A 25,918-nucleotide genomic window follows, 5' to 3' on the forward strand; every position below is an offset into this window, starting at 1 on the left:
CCCGCACGCACGCGCGCGCCGGCCGCCGGCGCACCTCGTTGACGACCCGCCGGGCCATCTCCTTCTACGTGTTCGCCGGACCCTGGGTGCTGGGCTTCCTCACCCTGACGGCCTTCCCGCTCGGCTACGCGCTGTGGCTGAGCCTGACCAACTCCGACGGACTGTCGAACAACTCCCGCTTCGTCGGCCTGGACAACTACCGGGAGGTCCTGACCGACCCGGAGACGCTGTCCTCCCTGGCCCGCACCGGCGTCTTCACCGCGATCACCGTGCCGCTGAGCATCGCGGCCGGGCTGCTGCTCGCGGTGCTGGTCAACCAGCCCATCCGGGCCCGCGGACTGTTCCGCACCCTGCTGTACCTGCCCGCGGTCGTGCCGCCGGTCGGCGCCGCCCTCACCTTCAAACTGATCTTCGACCGGGACTCGGGCGCCGCCAACGGCGTCCTGGACGCCCTGAACATCAACGGCGTTGCCTGGCTGATGGACCCCTACGCCCGCTGGGTCCTGGTCACCCTGATGCTGTGGGGCTGCGGCAACGCCATGATCATCTCGCTGGCGGGGCTCCAGGACATCCCCAAGGAGCTCCACGAGGCCGCCCGCATGGACGGGGCGAACGCCTGGCAGTCCTTCTACAAGATCACCGTCCCGATGCTCTCCCCGGTGCTGTTCTTCCAGGTCATCACCGGCATCATCGCCGCCGTACAGAGCTTCCTGCCGCTGCTGATCTCCCTCGACCCCACCCCCAGAGGCGTCACGGCCGTCCCCGAGGGCAACTACCTGTTCATGATCCACGTGTTCGCCCAGTACTTCGCCAACGGCCGCTACGGATACGCCTCGGCGATGCTCTGGGTGCTGTTCCTGATCATCGTCGCGATCACCTTCCTCGTCTTCAGGCTCAGCAAGGGCGCGGTCTTCTACTCCGTCGCCCCGGAGCCGGACAAGCCCTCTCGGCCGCGCACGATCGGAGGCAAGTGATGGTGTTCCCCCGCAGAAGTGCCGTCTACGTATTGCTGGTCGGCGCCCTCGTCCTGTTCCTCGGCCCGTTCGCCTGGCTGCTGGAAACCGCTCTGAAGGATCCCTCCGAGCTGCGCGCGCTGCCCATCCACTGGTGGCCGCACCACCCCAGCCTGAGTAACTTCCGGGGTGCCCTGACCCAGATCGACTACCTCGGCTATGCCCGCAACTCCCTGACGGTCGCCACCATTTACGCCGTCCTGGTCACCCTGGCCTCGGCGTGGGCCGGCTACGGCTTCGCCCGTCTCAACGCGCCCGGCAAGCGGCTGATCTTCTCGGTTCTGCTGTCGACGATGATGCTGCCGCAGGTCCTCACCCTCATCCCGACCTATCTGCTGTTCGCCAAGATCCACCTCACCAACACCTATGTGCCGTGGGTGCTGTGGGGCCTGTGCGGCGCCCCGTACCTGATCTTCCTGTTCCGGCAGTTCTTCTCGAACATGCCCAAGGAGCTGGAGGAGGCCGCGATCGTGGACGGCTGCGGGCAGATCCGCATCTTCTGGCGGATCTTCCTGCCGCAGTCCTGGCCGGTCATCGCCACCAGCCTGATCCTCTCCTTCAGCTGGACCTGGGGCGACTACATCGCGCCCGCCCTGCTGCTGGACGACGCCCACACCACGCTCGCGGTCAAGCTCGCCTACGGCTACGTCAACGAGCACGGCTCGCCGATGGGCAACCTGGTCGCCGCGGGCGCGGTGATGTACGTCGTCCCGGTGCTGGCGTTGTTCCTCATCGTGCAGCGGGGATTCGTCACCGGCTCCGCCACCTCCGGACTCAAGTGATCCCCCCTCACCGACGCAAGCGCTGAGCCGCCCCTGCCGACGCACTCCGATCCGCGTCACCGACGCACCTCTCATCCGCGTCAACGACGCACCCGCCAGCAAAGGAACCCGCATGACCGACACCCAGGGAATCCTCAACTCCCCCACGGCGGTGGGGTCATGACCGAGCGTCCCGCCCTCACCCCGCAGCTCGGCCGGACACGGGTCATGGCCATCCTGAGGTCGGCCGACGCCTCCGCACTGCCCGCCGTGGCCCGGGCCCTCGCGTCCGGCGGTGTCACCTGCCTGGAGATCACCCTGACCACCGTCGGAGCGCTCGACGCGCTGGCCGCCGTCCGGGCGGAACTCGGCCCCGACGTCGCGGTCGGCGCCGGCACCGTGATCACCGCCGGCCAGGCCAGGGACGCGCTGGCGGCGGGAGCGGAGTTCCTGGTCGCCCCCCTCGTGGACACCACCGTCGTCCGGAACGCGGCCGACCTGGGCATACCCTGCTACCCGGGCGCCTGGACACCGACCGAGGTGTCCCAGGCATGGCGGGCGGGCGCCGCCGCCGTCAAGCTGTTCCCCGCGGCCACCGGCGGCCCCGCACACCTGCGCCAGCTACGAGCCCCACTGCCCGACATCCCCCTCGTCGCCGTCGGCGGCGTCGGCATCGACCAGGCGCGGGACTACCTGGACGCGGGCGCCTGCGCGGTCGGTATCGGCTCCCCGCTGCTGCGCGGAGCGGACCGGGACCCGACTCCGCAGGCACTGGACGCCCTCACCACGAGGGCGCGCATCCTGCTGGACGCGGTTCGGGCCACCGCTCGTGCCGGGGAGGCGAGCGCGTGAACACCTCCTCACCCCCGTCCGGCGAGCCCTACCTCGTCACCCTCGGCGACGTGCTCGCCGTCATGGCGGCCCGCGAACCCGGCCCGTTCGCACTCGGCACGGCACTGCGCCTGGGGATCGCCGGCGCGGAGTCCAACGTCGCCATCGGGGTCAGCCGACTCGGCGGGGCCGCGACCTGGATCGGCCGGGTCGGCGACGACGAACTCGGCGGACTCGTCCTGCGAGAACTGCGGGCCGAAGGGGTCAACACCGTCGCCGTGCGCGACGCAGCCCCTACATCCCTGCTGCTGAAGGAACGCCGCACCTCCACGCACAGCCGTACGCGCTACTACCGCGCCCACACGGCCGGAGCCCGGCTGACCACCGACGACATCCCCGAGCACGTCGTCGCGGGGGCGGCGGTCCTGCACGTCACGGGCATCACCCCGGCACTCGGGGAGGGTCCCGCCGCGGCCGTGACCCGGGCCGTGGACATCGCCGCCGACGCCGGCGTGACCATCTCGCTGGACGTCAACTTCCGTTCGCTGCTGTGGAGCGAGGCCGAGGCCCGGGCGATCCTGCTGCCCCTGCTGCGCAGGAGCGACCTGGTCTTCGCCGGACCGCACGAGGCCGCTCTCGTGGTGCCCGGCGCCGACGGACCGGAGGAACTCGCCAAGGGCATCTGCGACTTGGGACCCGGCGGGGCCGTGATCAAGCTCGGCGCCGACGGGGCGTACGCCCTGCTCGACGGACTTCCTCACCGGCAGCCCGCCATACCGGTCCGCGTGCACGACTCGGTGGGCGCGGGAGACGCGTTCGCCGCCGGCTACCTCGCCGAGTTGCTCGCGGGCGAGCCCCCAGAGCGACGGCTGAGGACGGCGGCCCTGCTCGGCGCCTTCGCGGTGAGCACCGCCGGCGACTGGGAGGGCCTGCCCCGGCGCTCCGAACTGGAACTGCTGGACCACCACGACGACATCGTCCGCTGAAGCCCCCCACCCACCCTGCTCGATGAACCTCCCAGGACCACCCATGCGCACAAGCTCCCTCACCGACACGATCGCCGTCCTCACGGGCTCCTACACCCCCGACACGGGAGGCGACGGCTCCGGCATCGCCGCCCTGCGGCTCGATCCCACGACCGGACAGCTCTCGTACGACGAGGTGGAGCCGCTGCCCGTGAGCGGGGCCTCGTTCCTGGCGGCGCACCCGTCGCTGGCCGTGGTCTACAGCACCAACGAGACCGAGACGGGAACAGTCAGCGCCGTCGCCCGCGACGGCGGACTGTCCCCGCTGGGCGACCCGATGAGCAGCGGCGGGGCGAACCCGTGCCACCTCGCCGTCCACCCGGGCGGCGAGTGGCTGCTGACCGCGAACTACGGCAGCGACACGGCGCCGGGCACTGTCGCGGTGCACCGGCTCGGCGCGGACGGACGGCTGCTGGAGCCGACCGATCTCGTCGTCCACCAGGGGTCGGGGCCGGTCATCGGACGGCAGGAGGGCAGTCACGCCCATCAGGTACTCGTCGACCCGGCGGGCCGTTTCGTGCTGGCCACCGATCTGGGGGCGGACGCCGTTGTCACCTACCGGCTCGACACCCTCACCGGCGCCCTGGAACGGATCGCGGTCAACCCGATGCGCGCCGGATCCGGCCCCCGCCACCTCGCGTTCGCGTCCGGCGGCGACCTGGTGTTCAGCGCCGACGAACTGTCCTCGACCGTCACCTGCCACCGTTACGACGCCGCCGACGGCACCCTGACCGCGCTCTCCTCCGTACCCGCCACGACGGCCAAGGACGTCGTCAACCAGCCCGGCGGAATCGTCGCCTCGCCCTGCGGGCGCTTCGTGTGGGTGACCAACCGGGGCGCGGACACGGTCGCCGCGTTCCGACTCCAAGGCAGCACCCTGGAGCCGCTCGGTGAGGTATCGGCCGGCGGCAGATGGCCCCGCGGCCTCGCGCTGGTGGATGGTCATCTACTCGTCGCCAACCAGCACAGCGGCTCGCTCGCCGTCCTGCGTGTCCTGGACGACGGAACCCCGACCCAGCCCCAACCGTCGGTCTCCGCCCCCTCGGTGGTCTGCGCACTGACGCTCTGACCCGCTCCTCCCGCCCTCCTCCGCTCTCCTCCTTGTCACCGTTGAAGTGACGTCCGAAAGGCAGTCATGTCCGAGCCCACCTCCTCCCCCGCCGCCGGCTTCGCCCTCGACTCGGCGTTCGACGTCGGCAGTGTCAACCCGCGTCTGTACGGATCGTTCGTCGAGCACATGGGCCGCTGCGTCTACACCGGCATCTACGAGCCCGGCCACCCCGCCGCCGACGCGGACGGCCTGCGCCAGGACGTCCTGGAACTGGTCCGGGAACTGGGCGTGACCACTGTCCGCTACCCCGGCGGCAACTTCGTCTCGGGCTACCGCTGGGAGGACAGCGTGGGCCCGCGCGAGGAACGCCCCACCCGGCTGGACCTGGCATGGAAGTCCACCGAGACCAACGAGTTCGGCCTCGGCGAGTTCATGGACTTCTGCGGCAGGACCGGGATGGAGCCCATGATGGCCGTCAACCTCGGCACGCGTGGCGTGGAGGACGCGATACGGCTGCTGGAGTACGCGAACCACCCCGGTGGCACCGAGCTGTCCGACCGCCGCGTCGCCGACGGCGCCAAGGAGCCGTACGGCATCCGCATGTGGTGCCTGGGCAACGAGATGGACGGCCCCTGGCAGACCGGGCACAAGACTCCCGAGGAGTACGGCCGCCTGGCCGCCGAGACCGCTCGCGCCATGCGCCAGATCGACCCGAACCTCGAGCTGGTCGCCTGCGGCAGCTCCAGCTCCGCCATGCCGACCTTCGCCTCCTGGGAGTCGACCGTCCTCCAGGCGACGTACGACCTGGTGGACTACGTCTCCCTGCACGCCTACTACGAGGAGATCGACGGAGACCGCGACTCCTTCCTCGCGTCCGCCGTGGACATGGAGCACTTCATCGAGTCGGTCGTCGCCACCTGCGACCACGTCCGCGCCCGCCTGAAGGCGGACAAGCGCATCAACCTCTCCTTCGACGAGTGGAACGTCTGGTACCAGAAGCGGCCCAACCTGCACGCGGTGGAGGAGTGGCAGCAGGCGCCGCGCCTGCTGGAGGACGTCTACACCGTCACCGACGCCGTGGTCTTCGGCTCGCTGCTCATCGCGCTGCTGCGGCACGCCGACCGGGTCACCTCGGCTTCCCTCGCGCAGCTCGTCAACGTCATCGCGCCGATCATGACCGAGCCCGGCGGCGCGGCGTGGCGGCAGACCACGTTCTACCCCTTCGCCCAGGCATCGGCGTACGGGCGCGGGCGGGTGCTGCGCGTGGAGGTGGACAGCCCGACGTACGCCACCGCCAGGTTCGGTGAGGTGCCGCTGCTGCACGCCACCGCGGTGATCGACGACGAGAGCGGCGACATCACCGTCTTCGCGGTCAACCGCAGCCAGACGGACGCCCTTCCCCTGAAGGTCGACCTGCGCGGCGTCGACGCCCACACGCTGGTGGAGCACCTCGTCCTGGCCGACGGCGACCCGGAAGCCGTCAACACCGCGGACCGGCCCGACCGTGTCACTCCGCAGCCCGCCACGGGCACGGCCGTCACCGACGGCGTCCTGCACGCCGAACTCGCTCCGCTCTCCTGGAACATGATCCGCCTGGCGCGCCGGAACGCCTGACGACTTCGCCGAACCGACCGCCCATGCGCCACCGCTGACGCCGGCTCATGGGCGTGCCGGGCCATCCGGATCACCACCGCACATCGGTGTCCTGGGACACCGTCGTACTCACTCCTGGGAAGAACCGATGACAACCGTTGCCCGACCCCTGTTCCGAGACCCCGTGCACGACGGCGCGACCGACCCCACCGTCATCTGGAACCGGCAGGCCGGCGAGTGGTGGATGTTCTACACGAGCCGTCGCGCCGACGCGCCGCCGATGAACGACGTGAGCTGGGTGCACGGGAGCGACATCGGGATCGCGTCCTCCTCTGACGGCGGGGCCTCCTGGCTGTACCGGGGAGTCGCCGAGGGGCTGGACACCGAGCCCGGGCGGCACACCTACTGGGCCCCCGAGATCGTCGACGACGGAACCGAGTACCACATGTTCGTCAGCGTGATCCGCGGTGTTCCGACCCAATGGGCGGGCCATGCACGCACGATCCGCCACTACACGAGCCACGACCTCTTCTCCTGGACCTACCGCTCCACCCTGTCGCTCTCGTCCGACAGAGTGATCGACGCCTGCGTCCTGCGGCTCCCCGCCGGCGGCTACCGCATGTGGTACAAGGACGAGGCCGACCACGCGCACACCTATGCGGCCGACAGCGACGACCTGACGCGGTGGACCGTCCGGGGACCCGCGGTCGAGTGCTCGGAGCACGAGGGCCCCAATGTCTTCGAGCTCGGCGGCAGTTACTGGATGCTCGTCGACGAATGGCATGGCCTGCGCGTCCTTCACTCACGGGACCTGGAGACCTGGGAACCGCGAGGACTCGTCCTCGATCGTCCCGGGCACGGCCCCGACGACGGCTCGTACGGCTTCCACGCCGACGTCGTCACGAGCGAACTCGGCGCATTCGTCTTCTACTTCACCCACCCCGGGCGATCCGACGGCACCCCTGGACGACACAGCGGCCACGAGGACCGCCGAAGCTCGATCCAGGTCGCCCGCCTGCGGGTGAACGCGGACACTCTCGTGTGCGACCGCGACGAAACGCTGGAAGCACCCGTCCTGCCTCTCGAAGGGCCCCTCCGGTGAGGGCGATCCGAAGAGTGACCGTGGGGGCCCGTCGCGCGGGGATGATCCCGTTCGTCGCCGCGCTCCTGCTCGCCACCGCATGCAGAGCCGAAGTACCGGCAAGCTCCGGTGTGACCCTGCTCAACGGGGACCGGATCTCCCTCTCCGGCCCGACGGTCGTCTCGGCCCTTCCCATCGACGACCAGGGCGACGTCGACGCGGCGACAGCGCGGAGCCAGATCCCCTCGCTCAAGAGCGTGGCGCTTCAGTACCCCGACGTCCGGGTCCTCGTCACCGACTCGGACGGGCACACGACCGACGCCGCACTGCACAACTTCGTGGCGAACTGGGCCCTCCCGCCCGAACTCGTGGTCGCCGCGGACTCCGCCTCCGTGGGCGCACAACTCCCCACGGACGGACAGCTCCACACCCTGCTGATCGGGGCCGACGGACACGTCGCCGCCGAATGGTCGAACCAGGCCGCTCCGACACAGGCAATCGTCGCCGCACTCCGCAAGGTCACGGCGAGCACCGCCACCCATTCCGACAACGTCGTACGGAAGGCAGCACCATGAGACAAGTCGCAGAGATGAGACGGCTGTTCGCAGGCGCCGTCGTCACCATGCTGCTCGCCTGCGCCGCAGTGGCCCTCACACCGGCCACGCCGGCCCACGCAGCGGGTTCGGCCCACTACGTGGACTGCTCGGCGGCATCCAACGGGACCGGAACCTCCTCGTCGCCGTGGAACTCTCCGGCGGGCCCGAACGCAACGACGTTCGCCCCCGGCGACCAGTTGCTGTTCAAACGGGGGACGACCTGCACCGGCCTGCTGCACCCGCTGGGCTCGGGCAGCGCGGCGGGCGGATCGATCACCATGAGCGCCTACGGCACCGGCGCCCTGCCGGTCATCGCCGGGGGCGGTGGCACGGACGCGATCTATCTGTACAACCAGGAGTACTGGGAGATCTCCGATCTGGAGGTGACCAACACCGGTGCCGTGAAGGGCGCGAACGCGCGGCGCGGCGTCTACGTGGTCCTCGAGAACTTCGGGACCGGGGACCACTACAAGGTCAGCAATCTCAACGTCCACGACGTGAACGGAAACCAGTCGAAGGAGGTCGACGGCAGTGCCGGAATCCTCTTCTCCGTCATCGGGACCACATCCCCCAGCGCCTTCAACGACGTCGACATCGACGGCAACACCGTGGCCAACGTCGCCCGCAGCGGTATCAACATGTCCAGCACCTGGCTCTGCCGGCCGTCCATCGGCTGCAACAACCCGGCCTGGACTCCGTGGAGCGGCGTCGTCGTCCACAACAACACCGTCCACGACACGGACGGTGACGGCATCGTCGTCCAGATGTCGCAGAACGCTCTCATCGAGCACAACGTCGTCTACAACGCGGCGAAGGCCCCCAACGCGGCGAACGCCGGGATCTGGGCCTGGGACTCCGACGGCACCGTGATCCAGTACAACGAGGCGTACGGGACCCAGAAGAACACCGGGAACACCGACGGCCAGGGCTTCGACGTCGACTACGGCCAGGACGGCACCGTCGTCCAGTACAACTACAGCCACGACAACGCAGGAGGGTTCATCCTCTTCTGCGGCTGCGGCGGCGGATCGCACCTCGCGAGCAACGCGGTGGTCCGCTACAACGTCAGCGAGGACGACCGTCTGCGCGCCATCACCATGGACGGCTCGCAGGACTCCGCGTTCTACAACAACACCATCTACCTCCCGTCGGGATCCACCGCCAACGTCCTCGAGGTCACGGGCGCCTGGAACGACCTCACGCTCGCCAACAACATCATCTACAACCTGGGCAGCGGCGGCTACGTCTACACGTCCGGCCAGCCGGCCTCGAACTTCGCCTGGCGCAACAACCTCTTCTACGGCAACCACCCGGCCGGCGAGCCCTCCGACCCCGGGAAGATCACGGCGGATCCGCTGCTCGCCTCGCCCGGCAGCGGCGGCACGGGCATCAACAGCGTCGCGGGCTACCAGCTGACCGCGTCCTCTCCCGCCATCGGTGCGGGAGTCGTCGTACCCAACAATGGCGGCAAGGACTACTGGGGCTCGGCCGTTCCCGCGACCTGTGCACCCGACATCGGCGCCGACCAGTTCAGCGCTCCCTCCGACTCGACCTGCCTCGCCAATGAGAACCTCGGCTTCGAGAAGGGGTCGACCTCGGGGTGGAGCGCGTGGAACTCCGCCTCGGTGGTGAACTCGGGCGCCCACTCCGGGACTTACGCGGCGCGTGTCGGGCCGTCGCCCGCCTCGCTCGAACAGTACGTCCCCGTCGCGCCCCGGACGACGTACCGCGTCTCGGGCTGGGTGAAGTCGGCCGTCGCCGGCGAGATCGTGAACGTCGGTGTCAAGAACACCGGTGGTCTGGAAACGGTGGCGAGCGCCGGCGGCACCGCGTGGACGTTCGTCTCCGCCGACTTCACCACCGGGGCGACCAACAACACCGTACGGCTGTACTGCTACAAGAGTTCGGGTACGGGGAACGGCTACTGCGACGACCTGGCCGTCACCCCCGTCAGGAACTACGCGGTCAACGGCAACCTCGAGTCCGGCCACACCGTGCCCTGGCGCAACGGCGACTTCTCGCTCACGAGCACGGCGGCCAACGGCAACGCCGCCGCGCTGACCAACGCGTCCCTGAGCTCAGGCTCCCTGTTCCAGATCGTCACCGGCCTCACGCCGAACACCACCTACCGGCTGACCGGCTCCCTCGCGAGCCAGACCGCCGGCACCACGACGGCACTGGAGGCCAAGCTCTACAACGGCGCCGCCGTCACGAGTGCCTCGACCACATCGAGCACCTACTCGAAGCAGTCGACGACCTTCACCACGGGCGCGGGCGTGACCTCCGCCCGCATCTACTGCCACCTCGTCTCCGGAAGCGGCGACGGCTACTGCGACGAAGTCACCCTGACCCAGCAGTGACCGACGGCGTGGGCGTCCCGCACGGGCCGGTTCCGTGCGGGACGCCCACGCGCTCCCCGTGTCGATGTCTTCATGCAACTCAACAGAGAGGTGAACCGACCATGGGAACGTCAGGACGTCAGGAGCAGCCCGGCCTGCCCGGCCCCGCACGACCCGGAGGGCTGTCCCGGCGCGGGGTCCTCAAGACAGCGGCGGTCACGGCGGGGGCCGCCGTACTGGGCCTGGCCGGCACGGGAGAGGCCCACGCCGCGGACGCCGTCATGACCGCCACCTCACCGGACGGCAGCAACAGGATCACCGTGTCGCTGGTCGGCGGAGCCCTCTCCTGGTCGGTCACACGCGCCGGTACGAAGGTCGTCGACACCTCGGTGCTCGGGCTCGTGATGAGCGACGGCACCACCCTGGGCGCCGCGAACACCGTGATGACCAACTATCAGCACTGGACCCAGGACAGCACCTGGACCCCGGTGTACGGGCGCAACGCGACGATCCGCGACCACTACCAGGAGATGCGCTGGAACCTTCAGGACAGCGGCAGCGGCGTCACCTTCGGCATCCAGATACGCGCCTACGACACCGGAGTCGCCCTGCGCCACACGCTGCTCGGCACGGGCAAGGCCACCATCTCCGACGAGCTGACCAGCTTTGTCCTCCCCGCCGGCACCCTGGTCCACAGCGCCCGGGACGAGAGCGTGTACACCCCCGTCGCGCCGGACGCGATCCCCTCCACCGGCACCTCCGGCACGGATGTCGGCCCCCTGACCGACATGCCTCTGCTGGTCACCCTGGCCGGCGGGATGCGGGCCTGCATCTGCGAGTCCTCCCGCGTGAACTACCCACGAGGGATGCTCACTTCGGTCTCCGGGCAGAGCAACACCCTCAAGACGTACCTGATGAAGAAGACCGCGCGCGGCAGCGGCACGGTGCAGACCACCTCGACCGTCACCACGCCGTTCACCACACCCTGGCGGGTCCTCGTCCTCGGATCCTCCGACACCGACCTGGTCGACAACGCCGAACTGGTGCTCAACCTGGCCCCGGCGGGCGCCCTGACCGACACGACGTGGATCCGGCCGGGCAAGGTGTTCCGCTGCAACCTGACCACCGCCGCGGGAATCGCCGGCGTGGACTTCGCCGCCGCCCGCAGCCTGGACTACGTCGAGTACGACGCGGGGTGGTACGGCCCGGAGTTCACCACCACCGACGCGACCGCGGCGATCGAGGCCATCGACCTGCCCATGGTGATCAACCACGCCACGACGAACGGCATCGGCGCCTTCCTCTACGTCAACCGCCTGGCCCTGACCGACCCCGACACCCTGTTCGCCCTCTACAGGAGCTGGGGCGTGGCCGGCGTCAAGCTCGGCTTCATCAACGACGGCACCCAGACCATGACCAACCAGATCATCGCCTGGGCCAAGACGGCCGCCAAGTACAACCTGCTGATCGACATGCACGACGACGTGCGGCCCTTCGGCTACGAGCGCACCTACCCCAACTGGATCAGCCTGGAGGGCGTCCGGGGCAACGAGAACTTCCCCACCGCCACCCACAACGTGACGCTGCCCTTCGCCCGCAACGTCGGCGGCCCGATGGACTACACCATCTGCTACGGGCAGTCCCGCGACCAGACGACCAACAACCACCAGATGGCGATGGCGGCGGTGTACTACCAGCCGCTCAACTTCCTCTACTGGTACTCCACACCGTCCTCGTACGCCACCACCGCCAACTGGCCCGGGCTGTCGTGGTTCGACGCCGTGCCCACCACCTGGGACGAGAGCACGACCCTCACCGGTTCGATCGGCGAGTACATCGCGGTCGCCCGCCGCAGCGGCACCACCTGGTTCCTCGGGGCGATGACCAACGAGACCGCCCGCACCCTGTCGGTCCCGCTGCACTTCCTCGACAGCGGCGTCAGCTACACCGCCACCGTCTACGCGGACGGCACGCCGGGAACCACCCCGCACGCCACGCCCACGGTGGTCAGCACCCGGAGCGTCACCTCCTCGACCACGCTGAGCATGGCGATGACCAGCGCGAGTGGTCAGGCGGTGATCCTCAAGCCGAGCTGACGCCTCGCGCCGGCGCACCGTCCGGTAATTGACAGGGTACGAACGCACCTCTGACTCGCGCGACCGACGCCCGCGCCGAACGGCACGTAAGCGGGTCGTCGACACTCGTCGGCGGGACGAGCTGCTGCGCCAGCCCGAGGCGATCATCCTGGCCGAAGGCTTCACCGCGGTGACCATGGATGAACTCGCCCAGCGACTGGGATGCTCCAAGGCGACGCTGTACAGCCTGGCCTCCACCAAGGAACAGCTGGTGCTGGCGGTCACCCGCACCTTCTTCCGGGATGCGACAGCCGAGATCGAGCAGGCCGTCCAGGCCGAGCCCGACCCCAGGCTGCGCATCCGGGTCTACCTCGCCGGCGTCGGCACCGCCATGCGCCGGCATTCCCACGCCTTCTACGACGACATGGTCGGCTACGAACCGACCGCACAGATCTACCGCAAGAATTCCGCCGCCGCCGCGCACCGGGTCCACGAACTGATCGAGGAGGGCGTGCGGGCCGGCGTCTTCCGCGCGCTCAACGGGCATTTCGCCGCCCAGGTCGTGGCGGTGACCATCGACGCCGTCCAGTCGGGTGCCCTTCTTGAGAGCACCGGGCTGACCGCCGGCGACGCCTTCTCCGAGCTCGGGGACCTCCTGCTGGACGGGCTCAGTGCCGGGCAGGCCGCATCCGAACCTTCTCCCTGAACTGTCCGCCCGCCCAGGGACCAGGTCTCGGCACCGACATGGACGACTTGGCGCCTCAGCGAACTCGGCCGCCCTTCCTCAACCCGGACGGTGTCGACGACGGAGTCGTTTACAACTTCCCCGTCCTGAAGTCCGCGCTGCTCTTGAGGATCGCCGAGTCCATGCTCCAGTTCTCCGGCTGGACCCTCTCCCAGAGACTTCCCTTGCCGAGTTCCCTGCCCAACTGGTCCTCTCGACGGAACCACTCCTCGGCACTTCGGATCCTGTTGGGGTGGATTTCGTCGAGGAGAGCGTAGTCCCTGGTGATGATCCCGTGCTTCCACACATTCCAGAAGCCGGTGAAATTGTCACGGAAACTCATGCTGCTCTTGTCGTTGGGGTCGGCGTTGTAGCCGGCAGGTTGATCGGCGATCCCTGTCAGGTCCGGACTGTTCCAATATGCTTCCAGATCAGTGTCGATGTACTGCGCCGGGTGCCCCGTGACCTTCTCGAACGCTGCGGCCATGTCGGCATAGGTCATGTGCTCGATGGCGACTTCGAGGTCCATGCCATTCGCCCGCTCCGGGTGGTCGAAGAGCCAACGGACATAGAATCCGCAATCCTCCAGAGCCACGTGCGGTACGGCTCCCTCACCGAGCGGGACTCGCCACGTCACGACGCCGTCCTCGACGGTGGGCGTCATAGGTGTGAGCGGCGAGATCGCCATCTCGATGTAGGGACCCGAGGTGAAGACCGCCGCTCCCATCCGGTCCCTGTTCCCTTCGTTCTGGAACAGTACCCATTCGGCCATGCGGCCTTTTCCGTCATAGTGGCCGGTGCGGAACCTGGAGTCGTAGCCTGATTTCTTGAGGGCGTAGTCGAGGTTTCCGTAGACGAAGAACTTGATTCCTTCTTCGATCGCCAGCTCATAGCTGCGGATGGCCCAGTAGGTCTCCGTCTTCTCGCCGGTGTTGAACCCGTCGATGTTGATGAACGCCCCGTCGCAGCCGCGAAACCCTTCACGCAGAACGTCCTCGTCAGCGAATGACCCTTCGAGGATGGAGACGTTGCCAAGCGCGAGAAGAGCCCGGGCCCGGGGGGAGCCGGCATCCCGCGTGAGGACCTTGACGGAGTACTTCTTGTCGGCGACAAGAGCACGTACAACAGGCATCCCCTGGGCTCCTGTGCCGCCGATGACGAAGATGGTGGAGGTGGCATGAGCAGTCATGTTTGTGACCCCAAATCAGAAACCGATCGGTTTCCAACACCGTACACCGATCGGTTTCCAGGCGGCAAGCGCCCAGGCGTACGGATCTTCAGGAGCTCCTCGAAGTGGCGTCGGTACCCCTCGGGGCTTGCGTCGCGATCAAGACGGCTGTCCAATACTGAAGATGACTGCCGCCGATGCGCGCGGCTCCAGGGCCTCCGGGACCGGAGACACCGCGAACCCCCTTGAGGCCCTCTCGCTCGACCAGCTCCGTCGGCGCAGGAGCATGAAATGGCGCACGCACCCGGCGGACGTCCTGCCGCTGTGGGTGGCGGAGATGGACGTACCACTCGCGCCCCCGGTGGCCGACGCGCTGCGCGAGGCCATCGACATGGGCGACACCGGCTACCCCGCGGGCACCGAATTCGCCGAATCGCTCGCGGGTTTCGCCTCGCGGCGCTGGAACTGGGAAGGCGTGGCGATCGACCGCGCAGCCGTGATCCCGGACGTGATGATGGGCGCGGTCCAGGTGCTGCGACTGATCACCGACCCTGGCGACCCTGTCGTCGTCAACTCCCCCGTATACGCGCCCTTCTACGCCTTCCTCACCCATGACGACCGCCGGATCGTCGAGGCGCCGCTCGGGGATGACCTGCGGATCGACCCGGCGGGGCTCGAGGAGACGTTCCGGCGTATCCGGGAGCAGAGCGGCAAGGGCAAGATCGCCTATCTCCTCAGCAACCCGCACAACCCCACTGGCACGGTTCACACCTTCGAAGAGCTGGCCGCCGTCGCGGAGTCGGCCCGCCGGTACGGAGTCCGCGTCGTCGCCGACGAGATCCACGCTCCGCTCGTCCTGGCGGGCGCACAGTTCACGCCCTACCTGAGCGTGCCCGGCTCCGAGGACGCCTTCTCACTCATGTCGGCGACCAAAGGCTGGAACCTCGCCGGGATCAAGGCCGCGCTCGCCCTCGCGGGCCCCGAGGCGGCCGGCGATCTGCACCGGATGCCCGAAGAGGTCCACCACGGCGCGAGCTTCCTGGGCGTCGTCGCCCATACGGCGGCCTACCACCACGGCGACAAGTGGCTCGACGTGTTGCTGGCAGGACTCGACGCGAACCGGAACCTGCTCGGCGAGCTCGTCGCCGAGCACCTGCCCGGGATCGGATACGCCGGACCGGAGGGAACCTATCTGGCCTGGCTCGACTGCCGCTCCCTCGGCCTCGCGTCGGAAGAAGGCAGCACCGACCTCGCGGTAGTCACCGACCTGGCCGGCCCCGCGAAACTGTTCCTCGAACAGGCCCGGGTCGCAGTGTCCTCAGGGCACATCTTCGGCACGGGAGGAGCAGGACACGTCCGCCTGAACTTCGCCACCTCCCGGTCCGTCCTCACCGAGGCCGTCACCCGTATGGGACGCGCCGCCGCTCTCCACACGCGCTGACCGGACCAGTAACCCCCGTCCGTCCGGGTTCATCAGGGAACCACGCCCTCGTCGTTGAAGAAACCGCCGCGCGGGGCGTGCATGCTGACCGACAAGGCGCAGCCCGCCAGATGCTTTCCGTTCCCTGTGCGTTCAATCCGTGTGCCCTGCACGGGACTTGTGGGGTCCCTATGGTCCATGGGGTTCCGAAAGAAGGGGCTCATGGACAGACCGCTCGCCATCAAAAGCCGCGGGACGACGAAGAGTTTCGGCAACGTTGTCGCCCTCGACGGCGTCGACCTCGACGTCGCGGAAGGACAGATCCACGGCCTCATCGGACCGAACGGCGCCGGCAAGACGACGCTGCTCGGCCTGCTGCTCGGCCTGGCGGCCGCCGACAGCGGCAGCCTGGAAATCCTGGGGGCACCGATCCGCCGGGCGCTCTCCGCCCCCGAAGGGGTCGCCGGGTTCGTCGACGGGCCCGGTCTGTACCCCTCGCTCACCGCCCGGCAGAACCTCGCGGCCCTCGCCGCACTGCAGGGCCGTGACGCGGGAACCTCGCGGATCGACGACGTACTGGACCAGGTCGGGCTCACGGATGTCGCCGAGGACCGGGCGCGCGGCTTCTCCCTCGGCATGCGGCAGCGCCTCGGGCTCGCCGCGGCGCTGCTCACCGAGCCCGGACTGCTGGTCCTCGACGAGCCCTCCAACGGCCTCGACCCGGCGGGCACCCGGCACGTGCACCGGGTCCTCACCCGGCTCGCCGCGAACGGTACCGCTGTCGTGCTGTCCAGCCACCGCATGGACGACGTCGAGGCACTGTGCTCAGAGGTCACCATCCTCGCCACCGGCCGGGTCGTCTTCTCCGGACCGCTGAGCAAACTGGCCGCCGAGAACAGCGAACTCGACTACCGGCTGCGGACATCGGACCCCGATGCGGCACACCGCCTCGCCACCGCGGCAGACGGGATACACATCGTCGAGGACCTCGGACCGCGGCACGACCCGCAGGTACTCGTCGTACGCGCCCTCGAGCCCGCCCTCGACGAACTGGTGACGCGGCTGGTGCGGGCTGGCATCGCGCTGCGCGAACTCGCCCCGGTGGTATCGCCGCTGGAGGCGGCGTTCCTCGCCCTGACAGAGCAGCAGGAGGCCGGCCGATGACCGCGACACTCACCGGCACCCCCACCGCGGCCGCCGCCCGACGCGTCCCGGTGGCCCGCAGCCTCCGCTTCGAGCTGGTCAAGCTGGTCTCGCAGTGGCGGATCCGCCTGCTGGTCCTGATCTGCTGGATCGCTCCCGCCGTCTTCGTGATCGCTGTGGGACAACAGAGCACTTTGCCCACCGACACGCTCTTCGGCCGCTGGATGCACGCCACCGGATGGGCCGGGCCACTGGTGACGCTCGGGTTCGGCGGATCGTGGGCGCTGCCCCTGGTCACCTCGGTCGTCGCCGGTGATGTGTTCGCCGCCGAGGACCGCCTCGGCACCTGGCGGCATCTACTGGTGGCGGTGCGCTCGCCGCGGCGGATCTTCGCGGCGAAGGCACTGGCCAGTCTCGGCGTGATCCTGGTCCTGGTGGCCGGGCTGGTCGTCTCCAGCACCCTCGGCGGACTGATCGCGGTCGGCAATCATCCACTCGTCGGGCTCGACGGCCACACGCTGGCGCCTTCCGACGCCGCCGCGAAAGTGCTGCTCGCCTGGGTCTGCGCCCTCGCCCCGACGCTGGCCCTGTCCGCCATCGGGCTGCTCGGATCCGTGGCGCTCGGCCGCTCCCCCATGGGCCTGCTCCTGCCCGCGCTCGTCGCGCTCGCCATGCAGCTCGGGCAGATGCTGCCACTGCCGGTCGTCGTGCGCCTCGCGCTGCCCGGCTATGCCTTCATCTCCTGGAACGGTCTGTTCACCAGCCCCACGCAGCTGGGCCCGCTGCTCACCGGCATCGTCGTCAGTCTGGTCTGGGCCGTCACCGCGACGGCGCTCGCCTATCTCCTCTTCGTACGACGTGACTTCACCAACCCGGCCGATGACGCCATGGGGCGGCGCGCGCTGCTCGTCGGAGCACTGCCGCTCCTGGGGCTCGGCGTCGTGACCGTCGCGGTCCTCACCATGGCGAGCCCGGCCACAGGCTCCGGCATCACCCAGGACAAGGTGCAGCGGTCGGTCGCCACGGCCTTCGCCCATCTCTACCGCACCCAGACCGGCCAACTCCACCGACCGGCGGTCACCGAGGCGCAGCTGAAGGCCACGGCGGCGTGCACCAAGGCCGGCGTCGCCGACGACGCCGAGGGTTCCGGCAACGACTGGCGCTGTGTCGTGTCCTGGCACCTCCCCGACGTCGAGGCCATCGGCCAGGCCGTCTACCAGCTCGACGTCACCGCAGACGGGCGGTACGTCGCCGACGGCGACGGGCCGAAGGAAGTGAACGGCTACTTCCTGGTGCGCACCCCCAACGGGGACGTGCCGAACCCGCTTTGGCAGTTCGACGGCAACGTCGAGCTGCTCTCCGCCACCTCGAAGGGATGACTCCATGCAGGTAACACGCCGCCGAAGGCGCGTCGAGGAAGCCCGCTTCGGCGCCCTCGCACGACGCCTCGGCCGACGGAGACCTCTGACCACGGCGGGCATCACCGCACTGGCCCTCGCGCTCGCCGGCACGGCCTTCGCCTCGACCCGGCAGTTCGGCTACGACCAGGTGGGCCAGGTCACCCGGCACGGCCAGGTGGTATCGAGCGACCAGTACATAGCGCCGTACGGTGACCGGCTGACCATCGACAACGGCAAGATCATGTCGTCGTCGGTGAGTCCGGACGGCAGCCACCTCGCCGCCTCCCTCACCGACGGCGGTCTCGCGATGGCCGTCGTCGACCTGAAGACCTGGAAGGTGCAGCAGCGCATCGGCAACAACGCGGCCGCCGACCTGCGCATCAGCGGCAACGACGTGGGGCAGGAAGGCCCGACGTACTCGCCGGACGGTACGCAGCTGTGGCTCGGCCAGACCGACGGCTACACCCGGTTCACGGTGAACGCCGACGGCAGTGTCGCGAACCCGGTGGCCGTCAAGATCCCCGCGGACGGACCCAAGCACGCGCTGGTGGGCGAACCGGTGTTCTCGCCCGACGGCTCCACCGTGTACGCCGCGGTCAACGGGCAGAACCGGGTGGTCGCGCTCGACGCGGCAACCGGCGCGATCAAACAGAGCTGGGCTGTGGGCAACGCCCCGCGCGACATGGTCGCAGTCGGCTCCAAGCTCTACGTGAGCAACGAGGGCGGTCGCACCGCGCTGCCTGGCGACACCACCGTCAACTCGTACAACACGCAGGTGCCGGCCGACCCGGCGACCGCGGCCACCACGACGGGCACGGTCAGCGTCATCGACACGGCCGATCCGTCCGCGGACGTCGCGAGCGTCTCCGTAGGACTGCACCCGACCGCCCTGTACGCGAAGAACGGCGCCGTGTTCGTCACGAACACCGCCACCAACGACGTCTCGGTCATCGACACCCACAAGGACGAAGTCGTCCAGACGATCTCCACCAAGCCGTGGCCCGAGGCATCGGTCGGCTACGAGCCCGACGCCGTGACGCTCACGCAGGACGGACATCTGCTGGTCACCCTCGGCCGCGCCAACGCGGTCGCCGTCTACCGGTACACCAGCCCGCAGGAGCCGGTCGGTTACGTCGGCCTGCTGCCGACCGACTACTTCCCCGCGGAGATCGCCACCGCGGGCAACGAGGTCGTCGTCTCCAACACCCGTGGCGTCGACGCCCGTCGGGCGACCACCAAGGCCGGTCACGGCACCCACGACACGACCTCGAGCCTGACCCACTTCACCCTGCCCAGCGACCAGGTCATCAAGTCCCGGACATCCAAGGTCTTCCAACAGAACGGCTGGACCCGCGGCGCCGTCGAGACAGCCAAAAGCCACAGCCACGCAAAGCCGGTGCCCGTGCCCGCACGGCTCGGCGACCCGTCGACGATCAAGCACGTCTTTCTGATCGTCAAGGAGAACAGGACCTACGACCAGGTCTTCGGCGACATCGAGAAGGGCAACGGCGACCCGACGCTCGCCGAGTTCGGCGAGAACGTGACGCCGAACCAGCACGCGTTGGCGAACCAGTTCGGGCTGTACGACAACACGTACGACATCGGCACGAACTCCGCCGAGGGCCACAACTGGCTGATGCAGGCCGACAACCCGGAGTACACCGAGTCCTCGGCCGGCGAGTACGCGCGCAGTTACGACACCGAGGACGACGCGCTGGGCCACCAGCGGACCGGGTTCCTGTGGACCGGCGCGCAGGCGGCCGGCAAGTCGGTGCGCGACTTCGGTGAGTTCCAGCAGTTCCTGACCAAGCCGGCCGACGCCAGCTGGCAGAACCTCTACTGCGACGCCAAGAACATGCGCTCCAGCGGCCAGGACACCGCCTACAACCTGGTGTCGTCCTCGCCGATCCCGTCGCTCAACTCCGTGTCGGTGCCCGGCTTCGCGAAGTTCGACACGAGCGTCCCGGACATCTACCGGACCGAGATCTGGAAGCGGGACTTCGAGCAGCACGGTCCGGCGGGCCTCAACATGTTCTGGCTCTCCAGCGATCACACGGGTGGTCCGGCCAACTCGCCGGCCCAGGTCGCGGACAACGACCTGGCGACAGGCCGGATCATCGACACCATCTCGCACAGCAAGTACTGGAAGGACTCCGCCGTCTTCGTGGTGGAGGACGACTCCCAGGCGGGGCTCGACCACGTCGACGGCCACCGTGCGCCGATCCAGATCATCAGCCCCTGGGCCAGGCACGGCACGGTCGACAGCCACTACTACACGCAGATCACGATGATCCGGACCATCGAGCAGATCCTCGGGGTTCACCCGATGAACCAGAAGGACAGCGCGGCCACCCCGATGACGGCGGCCTTCACCAAGAAGGCGGACCCCACGCCGTTCACCGCGCTGCCCAACAGGACACCGCTGACCGACGGCCTCAAGACCCCGCCGTCCTGTGGCCTGGACACCCCCGCGCCGCAGAACCCGAAGGCGGCGGCCGTCCCGTCGACCACCGTCCCCGCGGACCGGCGACAGCTCGCGGGCGAATGGGACAGCTGGAAGTCCAAGCAGCACCTGACCGGCCCGAATGCCAAGCCCGACTTCGCCAACCCGGCGCAGATGAACCACTTCACGTGGTATGAGACGCATGGCTGGAAAACGCCGTACCCGGGCGAGAAGAAGATCTACGCGCCCAAGGACGTGCCGGGCGCGTTCCTCCCGTCCTCGGAGAACGACGGCTGACCCCTGTGACAGCCGAGGTGCTGTGACCCCCACCCCAGGGCCCCTGCCCGGTGACCTTCACCGGGCAGGGGCCCTGCAAGCGCCCTCCCGCTCATCCTCGGTACCGGTGTCACATCCGCGGGCCCGCTGGTGTCTTCATGCCGAACGAGCCGAACAGGCCGACACAGGCAGACTTTCGAGGAGAACACCATGGCGCTCCGCGTCCCGAAGGCCGAGCTCCCTTCCGAGCTCAGGGAGAACATGATCAAGATGCTGGGTACCGTGCCCGAACCCGAGGAGGTGCTGGCGCACAACCCCAAGGTCGCCGCGGCCAGCCGGGAGTTCTCGAACGCAGTGGCCACCTGGGATGCGGCCGACGCGAGCCTCAAGACGTTCGCGCACATGGCCGTCGCCGCGCAGATCGGCTGCAGCTGGTGCCTGGACATCAACTACTTTCTCGCCCAGAACCACAACCTGGACCTCGCCAAGGCGAGCCAGGTGCCGCGCTGGAAGGAGTCGGAGGTGTTCACGCCGCTGGAGCGGGACGTGCTGGTGTACGCCGAGGCCATGACGAACACGCCGCCGACCGTGACCGACGAGATGTACGCGGGCCTGCTCGACCGGCTCGGCCCGGCGGCGCTGGTCGAGCTCACCGTGTTCATCGGTTTCGCCAACTTCGCGGCCAGGTGCAACACCGCGCACGGAATCACGTCACAGGGCTTCTCCGATGCCTGCGCGATTCCGCTGGCCCCGCGCCCGCAGGCTTTTGGCACAGCGGCGACGGCATGAGCGACGATCCGTTCGTCACCCATCGCAGCCTGCTGTTCACGGTCGCCTACGAGATGCTCGGGTCGGCGGCCGACGCGGAGGACGTACTGCAGGAGTCCTGGCTGCGGTGGGCCGACGTCGACCGTGCGCAGGTGCGTGATCCACGGGCGTACCTGGTCCGGGTGGTCACCCGGCAAGCGCTCAACCGTCTGCGGACGTTGTCGCGCAGCCGCGAGGACTACGTGGGCGAATGGCTGCCGGAACCCCTGCTGACCAGCCCTGATGTCGCCGAGGACGTCGAACTCGCGGAGAGCGTCTCGATCGCGATGCTGACCGTCCTGGAAACGCTCGCGCCGACGGAGCGGGCGGTGTTCGTGCTCCGCGAGGTCTTCGAGGTGCCGTACGACGAGATCGCCGAGGCCGTCGGCAAGTCCGCGGCCGCCGTGCGGCAGATCGCGCGGCGTGCCCGCGAGCATGTCGCGGCCCGGCAGCCGCGGGTGCGGGTGAGCCGGTCGGAGCAGCAGGCCGTGGTGGAACGGTTCCTGCTCGCGCTGCGCAACGGGCAGTTGCTGGAGTTGATGGAGGTCCTGGCGCCGGATGTGGTCCTGGTCGCCGATGGCGGGGGGCTCGCGGCCGCCGCTCCGACCCCGATCCACGGGGCCGAGCTGGTGGCGGCGTTGCTCGCGCGCGCCGACCGGGCCGCGTTCGAGACGACGGCCCTGTGGCTCAACGGCGCGCCCGCGGGGCGGATCGAGCGCGACGGCCGGCAGGCCGCGGTGAGCCTCGTGGTGGAGAACGGGCGGGTCACCCGCATCTACGCGACGGCCAACCCACGGAAGCTGACACGACTGGACGAACCGACCGAGTTCGCTCGATAGGTACGTTCCGCCCGGAGGCTACTTCACCACCGTCGACCAGTCGGGCGACTGCGCGGGGTCGAGACTGCGCAGTCGCTCCCGTACCTGCGGTGTCTGCACGTCCAGCCAGTCGGCCAGTTCACGGAAGGAGACGCAGCGGACCTCCTTCTTCACGCACACCGTCTTGATGACGTCGTCGATGGCCTTCATGTAGATGCCGCCGTTCCAGTCCTCGAAGTGGTTGCCGATGAACAGCGGTGCCCGGCTGCCGTAGTACACCCGGTTGAAGCCGGCGAGGTAGGAGGCGGTGGTCTCCTGCTGCCACGTGGGGTACTGGGAGGAGTCGCCCTCGGTCTCGCCGTTGGACTGGTTGTAGAGGAAGTTGAAGTCCATGGACAGGCCCTGGTACTTGCCGCCCTCGTAGGGGAGCAGCTCCAGCGGGAAGTCCCAGATGCCGTTCTTCTTGGTGGGCCAAATCTGGAAGTCGCCCGTGGAGCTGGCGTCGTAGCGCCAGCCGAGCTTCTTGATCGCGGGGAGCAGGGTCTTCTGCCCCTCCAGGCAGGGCGCACGGCCGCCGACGATCTCCCGCTTCGCGTCGAACGGCAGCGGCGGCAGGTCCTTGTCGCCGGTGTTGGTCTTCCAGTTCTGCACGAACGAGTAGAACTGGCTGAGCTCGCTCTTCCACTCCTCGGTGCTCCAGTCACCGCCGCCCTTGGCGCCGCAGAAGTGACCGTTGAAGTGGGAGCCGATCTCGTTGCCGTCCTGCCACGCCTTGCCGAGCTGCTCCAGGGTGGTGCGTATGTGCTCGTCGGTGGCGTAGCTGATCGCCGCGTCGCCCGGCTTGTGCTGCGGCCCCTCGTAGAGGTTCTTCTTGTCCTTCGGCAGCAGGTAGATGCCGGTGAGGAAGAACGTCATGTGCGCGTCGTACTTCTTCGCCAACTCCCGGTAGTGGGAGAAGAGATGGTCGTCGCCCTCCAGCGCGCCGTCCCAGGAGAAGACGACGAACTGGGGCGGCTTCTCCCCCGGCTTGAGCCGCACCGGCTTCAGCTGCCCCTTCGGGGGTCCGGTGTACGACGTGGAGCCGTCGCCGATCACCTTCGTCTTGCCGTCCCAGGCCGGCTCGTTCTTCGTCCCGGCGCTTGCGTCGCCGGAGCGCTTGCCGCCGGCCGACGCGGTCGAGGACGTGTCGTCGGTGCCGCCCAGCGCCAGATAGGCGGCCGCGAGGGAGGCGACGACGAGGAGGACCGCCATGGTCAGGATCCCCGGGCGGGCGGTCAGGCGGGCAGTCGTCAAAGGGGCGCGGCGGCGGCGTCGGCGACCGGCTTTCGATGTCATGGGAGGCACATTCTGCGAGGAGGGGAGTGCGAGGAGTCAAGGGGCGCGGAGCACCGGGTCCCGGTCGGTGGCGTCAGCGGAGCGGGCTCATGGCCTTCGACCAGATGTCGTAGGGGACGGTCGTGGCGGGCGTTCCGGCCATCCCCTTCAGCGGCAGCGGTTCCAGGCTCTTGGTCAGATCCATCCGGTAGACGACGACCGCGGTGGACACGGAGCGGTGCGTGCCGACGTACCAGCCGGCGGTGTCCTTCGGGGTCGTGCCGCCCTTCCCGGCCACCTTCGCGGACGCGCTCGCGTCGGTGGGGTGCTGCGTCTGGAAGGAGTCCGTGAGCGCCTCGGTGACCTGGGTGGCCACTTCGGCTCGCATGGCGCGGCGGGGCTTGGGGGTGTCCAGGGCGACGGCGGAGCCGTTGCGGGTGACGCGGCGCACGGAGTACGGCTCGGTGTGCGTGCCCGCGGCGGCGAAGGTGGCGTAGGAGCTGGCCATCCGTATCGCGCTGGGCGTCGAACTGCCCATGGACAGGGCGGGCACCTGCGGCCCGATGCTGGACGGCAGCAGGCCCGCGGCCTCGGCGGTCCTGCGCACCTTGTCCAGGCCGGCGTCCATGCCGAGCTGCATGAACGGGGTGTTCACGGACTCCGCGAGCGCTTTGCCGAGACTGATGGTGCCCCAGGACTTGCCGCCGTCGTTGTGGGCGGCGACCTTCTTGCCGCTGCGGTCCCAGTAGGGCCCCTCCGGGGTGGTGACCGGGACGCCGTCGTCCCCGTTGTAGAGGGACTGCGGGGTGACGGTGGTCGCCGCGCCGCCGCGCTCCTTGTGGGCGCCGAATTCCAGGCCGGCGGCGTAGACGAGCGGGAGGAACGCCGTGCCGGCCGGGACGGTGGCGGCGTTGGACTCGTTGAAGCCCTGCTTGCGGTGGTCCGGTCCGCCGTAGACGGCGAGTATGCGGCCGTCGGAGGCCACCGAGGCGCCGCCGTAGTGCGCGGTCTTGGCCTTGGTCTTGTCGTCCTTCTGCGCCTTCGCGCGGGCCTTGGTGACGGCGTCGGTGAGCGCCTCCTCCCGTCGTTTGTCGAAGGTGGTGTAGATCTGGTAGCCGCCCAGGTCGAACTGCTGGTCCGAGATGTTTCCGGCCTTCTTGGCGTAGGTGGCGGCGAGTTCCACCAGGTAGTCGCTCTGGTGGCCGGTGTCGTTGGTCTGCGACTGCTTGACCGGCTCGGGGAACTGCGTGTACTTGGCGCGCTCGGTGGCCGACAGCTTGCCGGTCTTGACCATGCGGTCGAGGATCCACTTCCAGCGCTCCACGGCCCGCGCGTGGTTGGCCTGGCTGAGGGTGGGGTCGTAGAGGCCCGCGCCCTTCAGCAGGGAGGCGAGGAAGGCGGCCTCACTGACGTTGAGCTTGCTGACGTCCTTGCCGTAGTAGGCCTGCGCGGCCCGTTGGATGCCGTAGGTGCCGCGTCCGAACCAGCTCGTGTTGAGGTAGCCCTCCAGAATGCGGTCCTTGCTCATGTGCTCGTCGAGCTTGATGGCGATCATGGCCTCGGTGAACTTGCGGCTCACCGAGCGGTTCTGGTTGAGGTAGACGTTCTTGACGTACTGCTGGGTGATGGTGGAGCCGCCCTGCGTGTCGCCCTCGCCCACGGTGCGCCACAGGGCCCGCGTGAGGCCCTTCACCGAGATGCCGGGGTCGGAGTAGAAGCTCTCGTTCTCCGCCGCCAGGACCGCGTAGCGCACGTCCTTGGGTATGTCCTTCAGCGGCATCGCCTGGCGCCGCACCCAGCCGGTGCGGGCCATGGGTGTCCCGTCGGCGTAGAAGTACACGTTGTCCTGCTGGGTGGCGTACGTGTTCAGGTTGTCCGGGATGTCCGTCATGGCGTACGCGAGGGTCAGCAGGCAGCCGACCAGGCCCAGCGAGGCGACCCAGGCGCCGAGCCACTGGCGCCAGGAGGGGACCCAGCGCCGCCAGCCGGTGCGGCCCGGGCGCGGGTACTGAGGCCGGAGGCGGCGGGCGAAGGGCGCGG

General features: G+C 69.0%; 20 protein-coding genes. 17 read left to right on the top strand and 3 right to left on the bottom strand.

Annotation, left to right across the window (positions count from 1 at the left end):
* The first annotated feature begins 38 nt into the window (after nucleotides 1-38).
* The 11 genes from ABZS97_RS33265 (at nucleotide 39) to ABZS97_RS33315 (ending at nucleotide 13,071) form a co-directional block, all read left to right on the top strand.
* On the top strand, nucleotides 39-974 hold the full coding sequence (locus ABZS97_RS33265) for a sugar ABC transporter permease (RefSeq protein WP_356143867.1): 936 nt from the start codon (nucleotides 39-41) through the stop codon (nucleotides 972-974).
* On the top strand, nucleotides 974-1,795 hold the full coding sequence (locus ABZS97_RS33270; RefSeq protein WP_356143869.1) for a carbohydrate ABC transporter permease: 822 nt from the start codon (nucleotides 974-976) through the stop codon (nucleotides 1,793-1,795). The genes ABZS97_RS33265 and ABZS97_RS33270 overlap by 1 nt, the downstream gene beginning before the upstream one ends.
* A 159-nt stretch (nucleotides 1,796-1,954) precedes the next feature.
* Nucleotides 1,955-2,626: a bifunctional 4-hydroxy-2-oxoglutarate aldolase/2-dehydro-3-deoxy-phosphogluconate aldolase gene (locus tag ABZS97_RS33275; protein ID WP_356143831.1), complete on the top strand. Its 672-nt coding sequence runs from the start codon at nucleotides 1,955-1,957 to the stop codon at nucleotides 2,624-2,626.
* Nucleotides 2,623-3,591 (top strand): sugar kinase, encoded by a 969-nt coding sequence (locus ABZS97_RS33280; protein ID WP_356143833.1) that lies wholly within the window; start codon nucleotides 2,623-2,625, stop codon nucleotides 3,589-3,591. Before ABZS97_RS33275 ends, ABZS97_RS33280 begins: the two co-directional genes overlap by 4 nt.
* A 43-nt stretch (nucleotides 3,592-3,634) precedes the next feature.
* Nucleotides 3,635-4,699, top strand: a complete 1,065-nt coding sequence (locus tag ABZS97_RS33285; RefSeq protein ID WP_356143835.1) for a lactonase family protein — start codon at nucleotides 3,635-3,637, stop codon at nucleotides 4,697-4,699.
* A gap of 66 nt (nucleotides 4,700-4,765) precedes the next feature.
* Nucleotides 4,766-6,295, top strand: a complete 1,530-nt coding sequence (locus tag ABZS97_RS33290; RefSeq protein ID WP_356143837.1) for an alpha-N-arabinofuranosidase — start codon at nucleotides 4,766-4,768, stop codon at nucleotides 6,293-6,295.
* Between the two features lie 127 nt (nucleotides 6,296-6,422).
* Nucleotides 6,423-7,376, top strand: a complete 954-nt coding sequence (locus ABZS97_RS33295; protein WP_356143839.1) for a glycosyl hydrolase — start codon at nucleotides 6,423-6,425, stop codon at nucleotides 7,374-7,376.
* A gap of 20 nt (nucleotides 7,377-7,396) precedes the next feature.
* Nucleotides 7,397-7,930, top strand: a complete 534-nt coding sequence (locus tag ABZS97_RS33300; RefSeq protein ID WP_356143841.1) for a hypothetical protein — start codon at nucleotides 7,397-7,399, stop codon at nucleotides 7,928-7,930.
* Nucleotides 7,927-10,311 (top strand): carbohydrate binding domain-containing protein, encoded by a 2,385-nt coding sequence (locus ABZS97_RS33305; protein ID WP_356143843.1) that lies wholly within the window; start codon nucleotides 7,927-7,929, stop codon nucleotides 10,309-10,311. Before ABZS97_RS33300 ends, ABZS97_RS33305 begins: the two co-directional genes overlap by 4 nt.
* Nucleotides 10,312-10,412: 101 nt before the next feature.
* The gene (locus tag ABZS97_RS33310; RefSeq protein ID WP_356143845.1) at nucleotides 10,413-12,386 is read left to right on the top strand and encodes a glycoside hydrolase family 97 catalytic domain-containing protein; all 1,974 of its coding nucleotides are present in this window, start codon (nucleotides 10,413-10,415) and stop codon (nucleotides 12,384-12,386) included.
* 28 nt (nucleotides 12,387-12,414) lie between these two features.
* Nucleotides 12,415-13,071: a TetR/AcrR family transcriptional regulator gene (locus tag ABZS97_RS33315; RefSeq protein ID WP_356143847.1), complete on the top strand. Its 657-nt coding sequence runs from the start codon at nucleotides 12,415-12,417 to the stop codon at nucleotides 13,069-13,071.
* Nucleotides 13,072-13,180: 109 nt separating this feature from the next.
* On the opposite strand, the gene ABZS97_RS33320 is transcribed toward ABZS97_RS33315, so the two are convergent.
* Nucleotides 13,181-14,278, bottom strand: coding sequence for an NmrA family NAD(P)-binding protein (locus ABZS97_RS33320; protein ID WP_356143849.1), 1,098 nt, complete (start codon nucleotides 14,276-14,278; stop codon nucleotides 13,181-13,183).
* A gap of 163 nt (nucleotides 14,279-14,441) precedes the next feature.
* Between ABZS97_RS33320 and ABZS97_RS33325 the strand changes: the two genes are divergently transcribed.
* The 6 genes from ABZS97_RS33325 to ABZS97_RS33350 all read left to right on the top strand — a co-directional run bounded on the left by ABZS97_RS33325 (nucleotide 14,442) and on the right by ABZS97_RS33350 (nucleotide 22,585).
* A complete protein-coding gene (locus ABZS97_RS33325) occupies nucleotides 14,442-15,698 on the top strand; it encodes a MalY/PatB family protein (RefSeq protein WP_356143851.1) in 1,257 nt (418 codons plus the stop codon).
* Nucleotides 15,699-15,899: 201 nt separating this feature from the next.
* Nucleotides 15,900-16,841: an ABC transporter ATP-binding protein gene (locus tag ABZS97_RS33330; RefSeq protein ID WP_356143853.1), complete on the top strand. Its 942-nt coding sequence runs from the start codon at nucleotides 15,900-15,902 to the stop codon at nucleotides 16,839-16,841.
* The gene (locus ABZS97_RS33335) at nucleotides 16,838-18,199 is read left to right on the top strand and encodes an ABC transporter permease (protein ID WP_356143855.1); all 1,362 of its coding nucleotides are present in this window, start codon (nucleotides 16,838-16,840) and stop codon (nucleotides 18,197-18,199) included. Before ABZS97_RS33330 ends, ABZS97_RS33335 begins: the two co-directional genes overlap by 4 nt.
* A gap of 4 nt (nucleotides 18,200-18,203) precedes the next feature.
* The gene (locus tag ABZS97_RS33340; protein ID WP_356143857.1) at nucleotides 18,204-20,960 is read left to right on the top strand and encodes a bifunctional YncE family protein/alkaline phosphatase family protein; all 2,757 of its coding nucleotides are present in this window, start codon (nucleotides 18,204-18,206) and stop codon (nucleotides 20,958-20,960) included.
* A gap of 189 nt (nucleotides 20,961-21,149) precedes the next feature.
* A complete protein-coding gene (locus tag ABZS97_RS33345; protein WP_356143859.1) occupies nucleotides 21,150-21,728 on the top strand; it encodes a carboxymuconolactone decarboxylase family protein in 579 nt (192 codons plus the stop codon).
* A complete protein-coding gene (locus tag ABZS97_RS33350) occupies nucleotides 21,725-22,585 on the top strand; it encodes an RNA polymerase sigma-70 factor (RefSeq protein WP_356143861.1) in 861 nt (286 codons plus the stop codon). The genes ABZS97_RS33345 and ABZS97_RS33350 overlap by 4 nt, the downstream gene beginning before the upstream one ends.
* A gap of 18 nt (nucleotides 22,586-22,603) precedes the next feature.
* On the opposite strand, the gene ABZS97_RS33355 is transcribed toward ABZS97_RS33350, so the two are convergent.
* Both ABZS97_RS33355 and ABZS97_RS33360 read right to left on the bottom strand, forming a co-directional pair.
* Entirely contained in the window at nucleotides 22,604-23,899 is a 1,296-nt protein-coding gene (locus tag ABZS97_RS33355; protein WP_356143863.1) for a hypothetical protein, read from the bottom strand.
* A gap of 73 nt (nucleotides 23,900-23,972) precedes the next feature.
* A partial coding sequence (locus tag ABZS97_RS33360) for a transglycosylase domain-containing protein (protein ID WP_356143865.1) occupies nucleotides 23,973-25,918 on the bottom strand: 1,946 nt, incomplete at its 5' end.

It is taken from the genome of Streptomyces sp. NPDC005485 (genome assembly GCF_040606085.1).
Classification (GTDB): Bacteria; Actinomycetota; Actinomycetes; order Streptomycetales; family Streptomycetaceae; genus Streptomyces.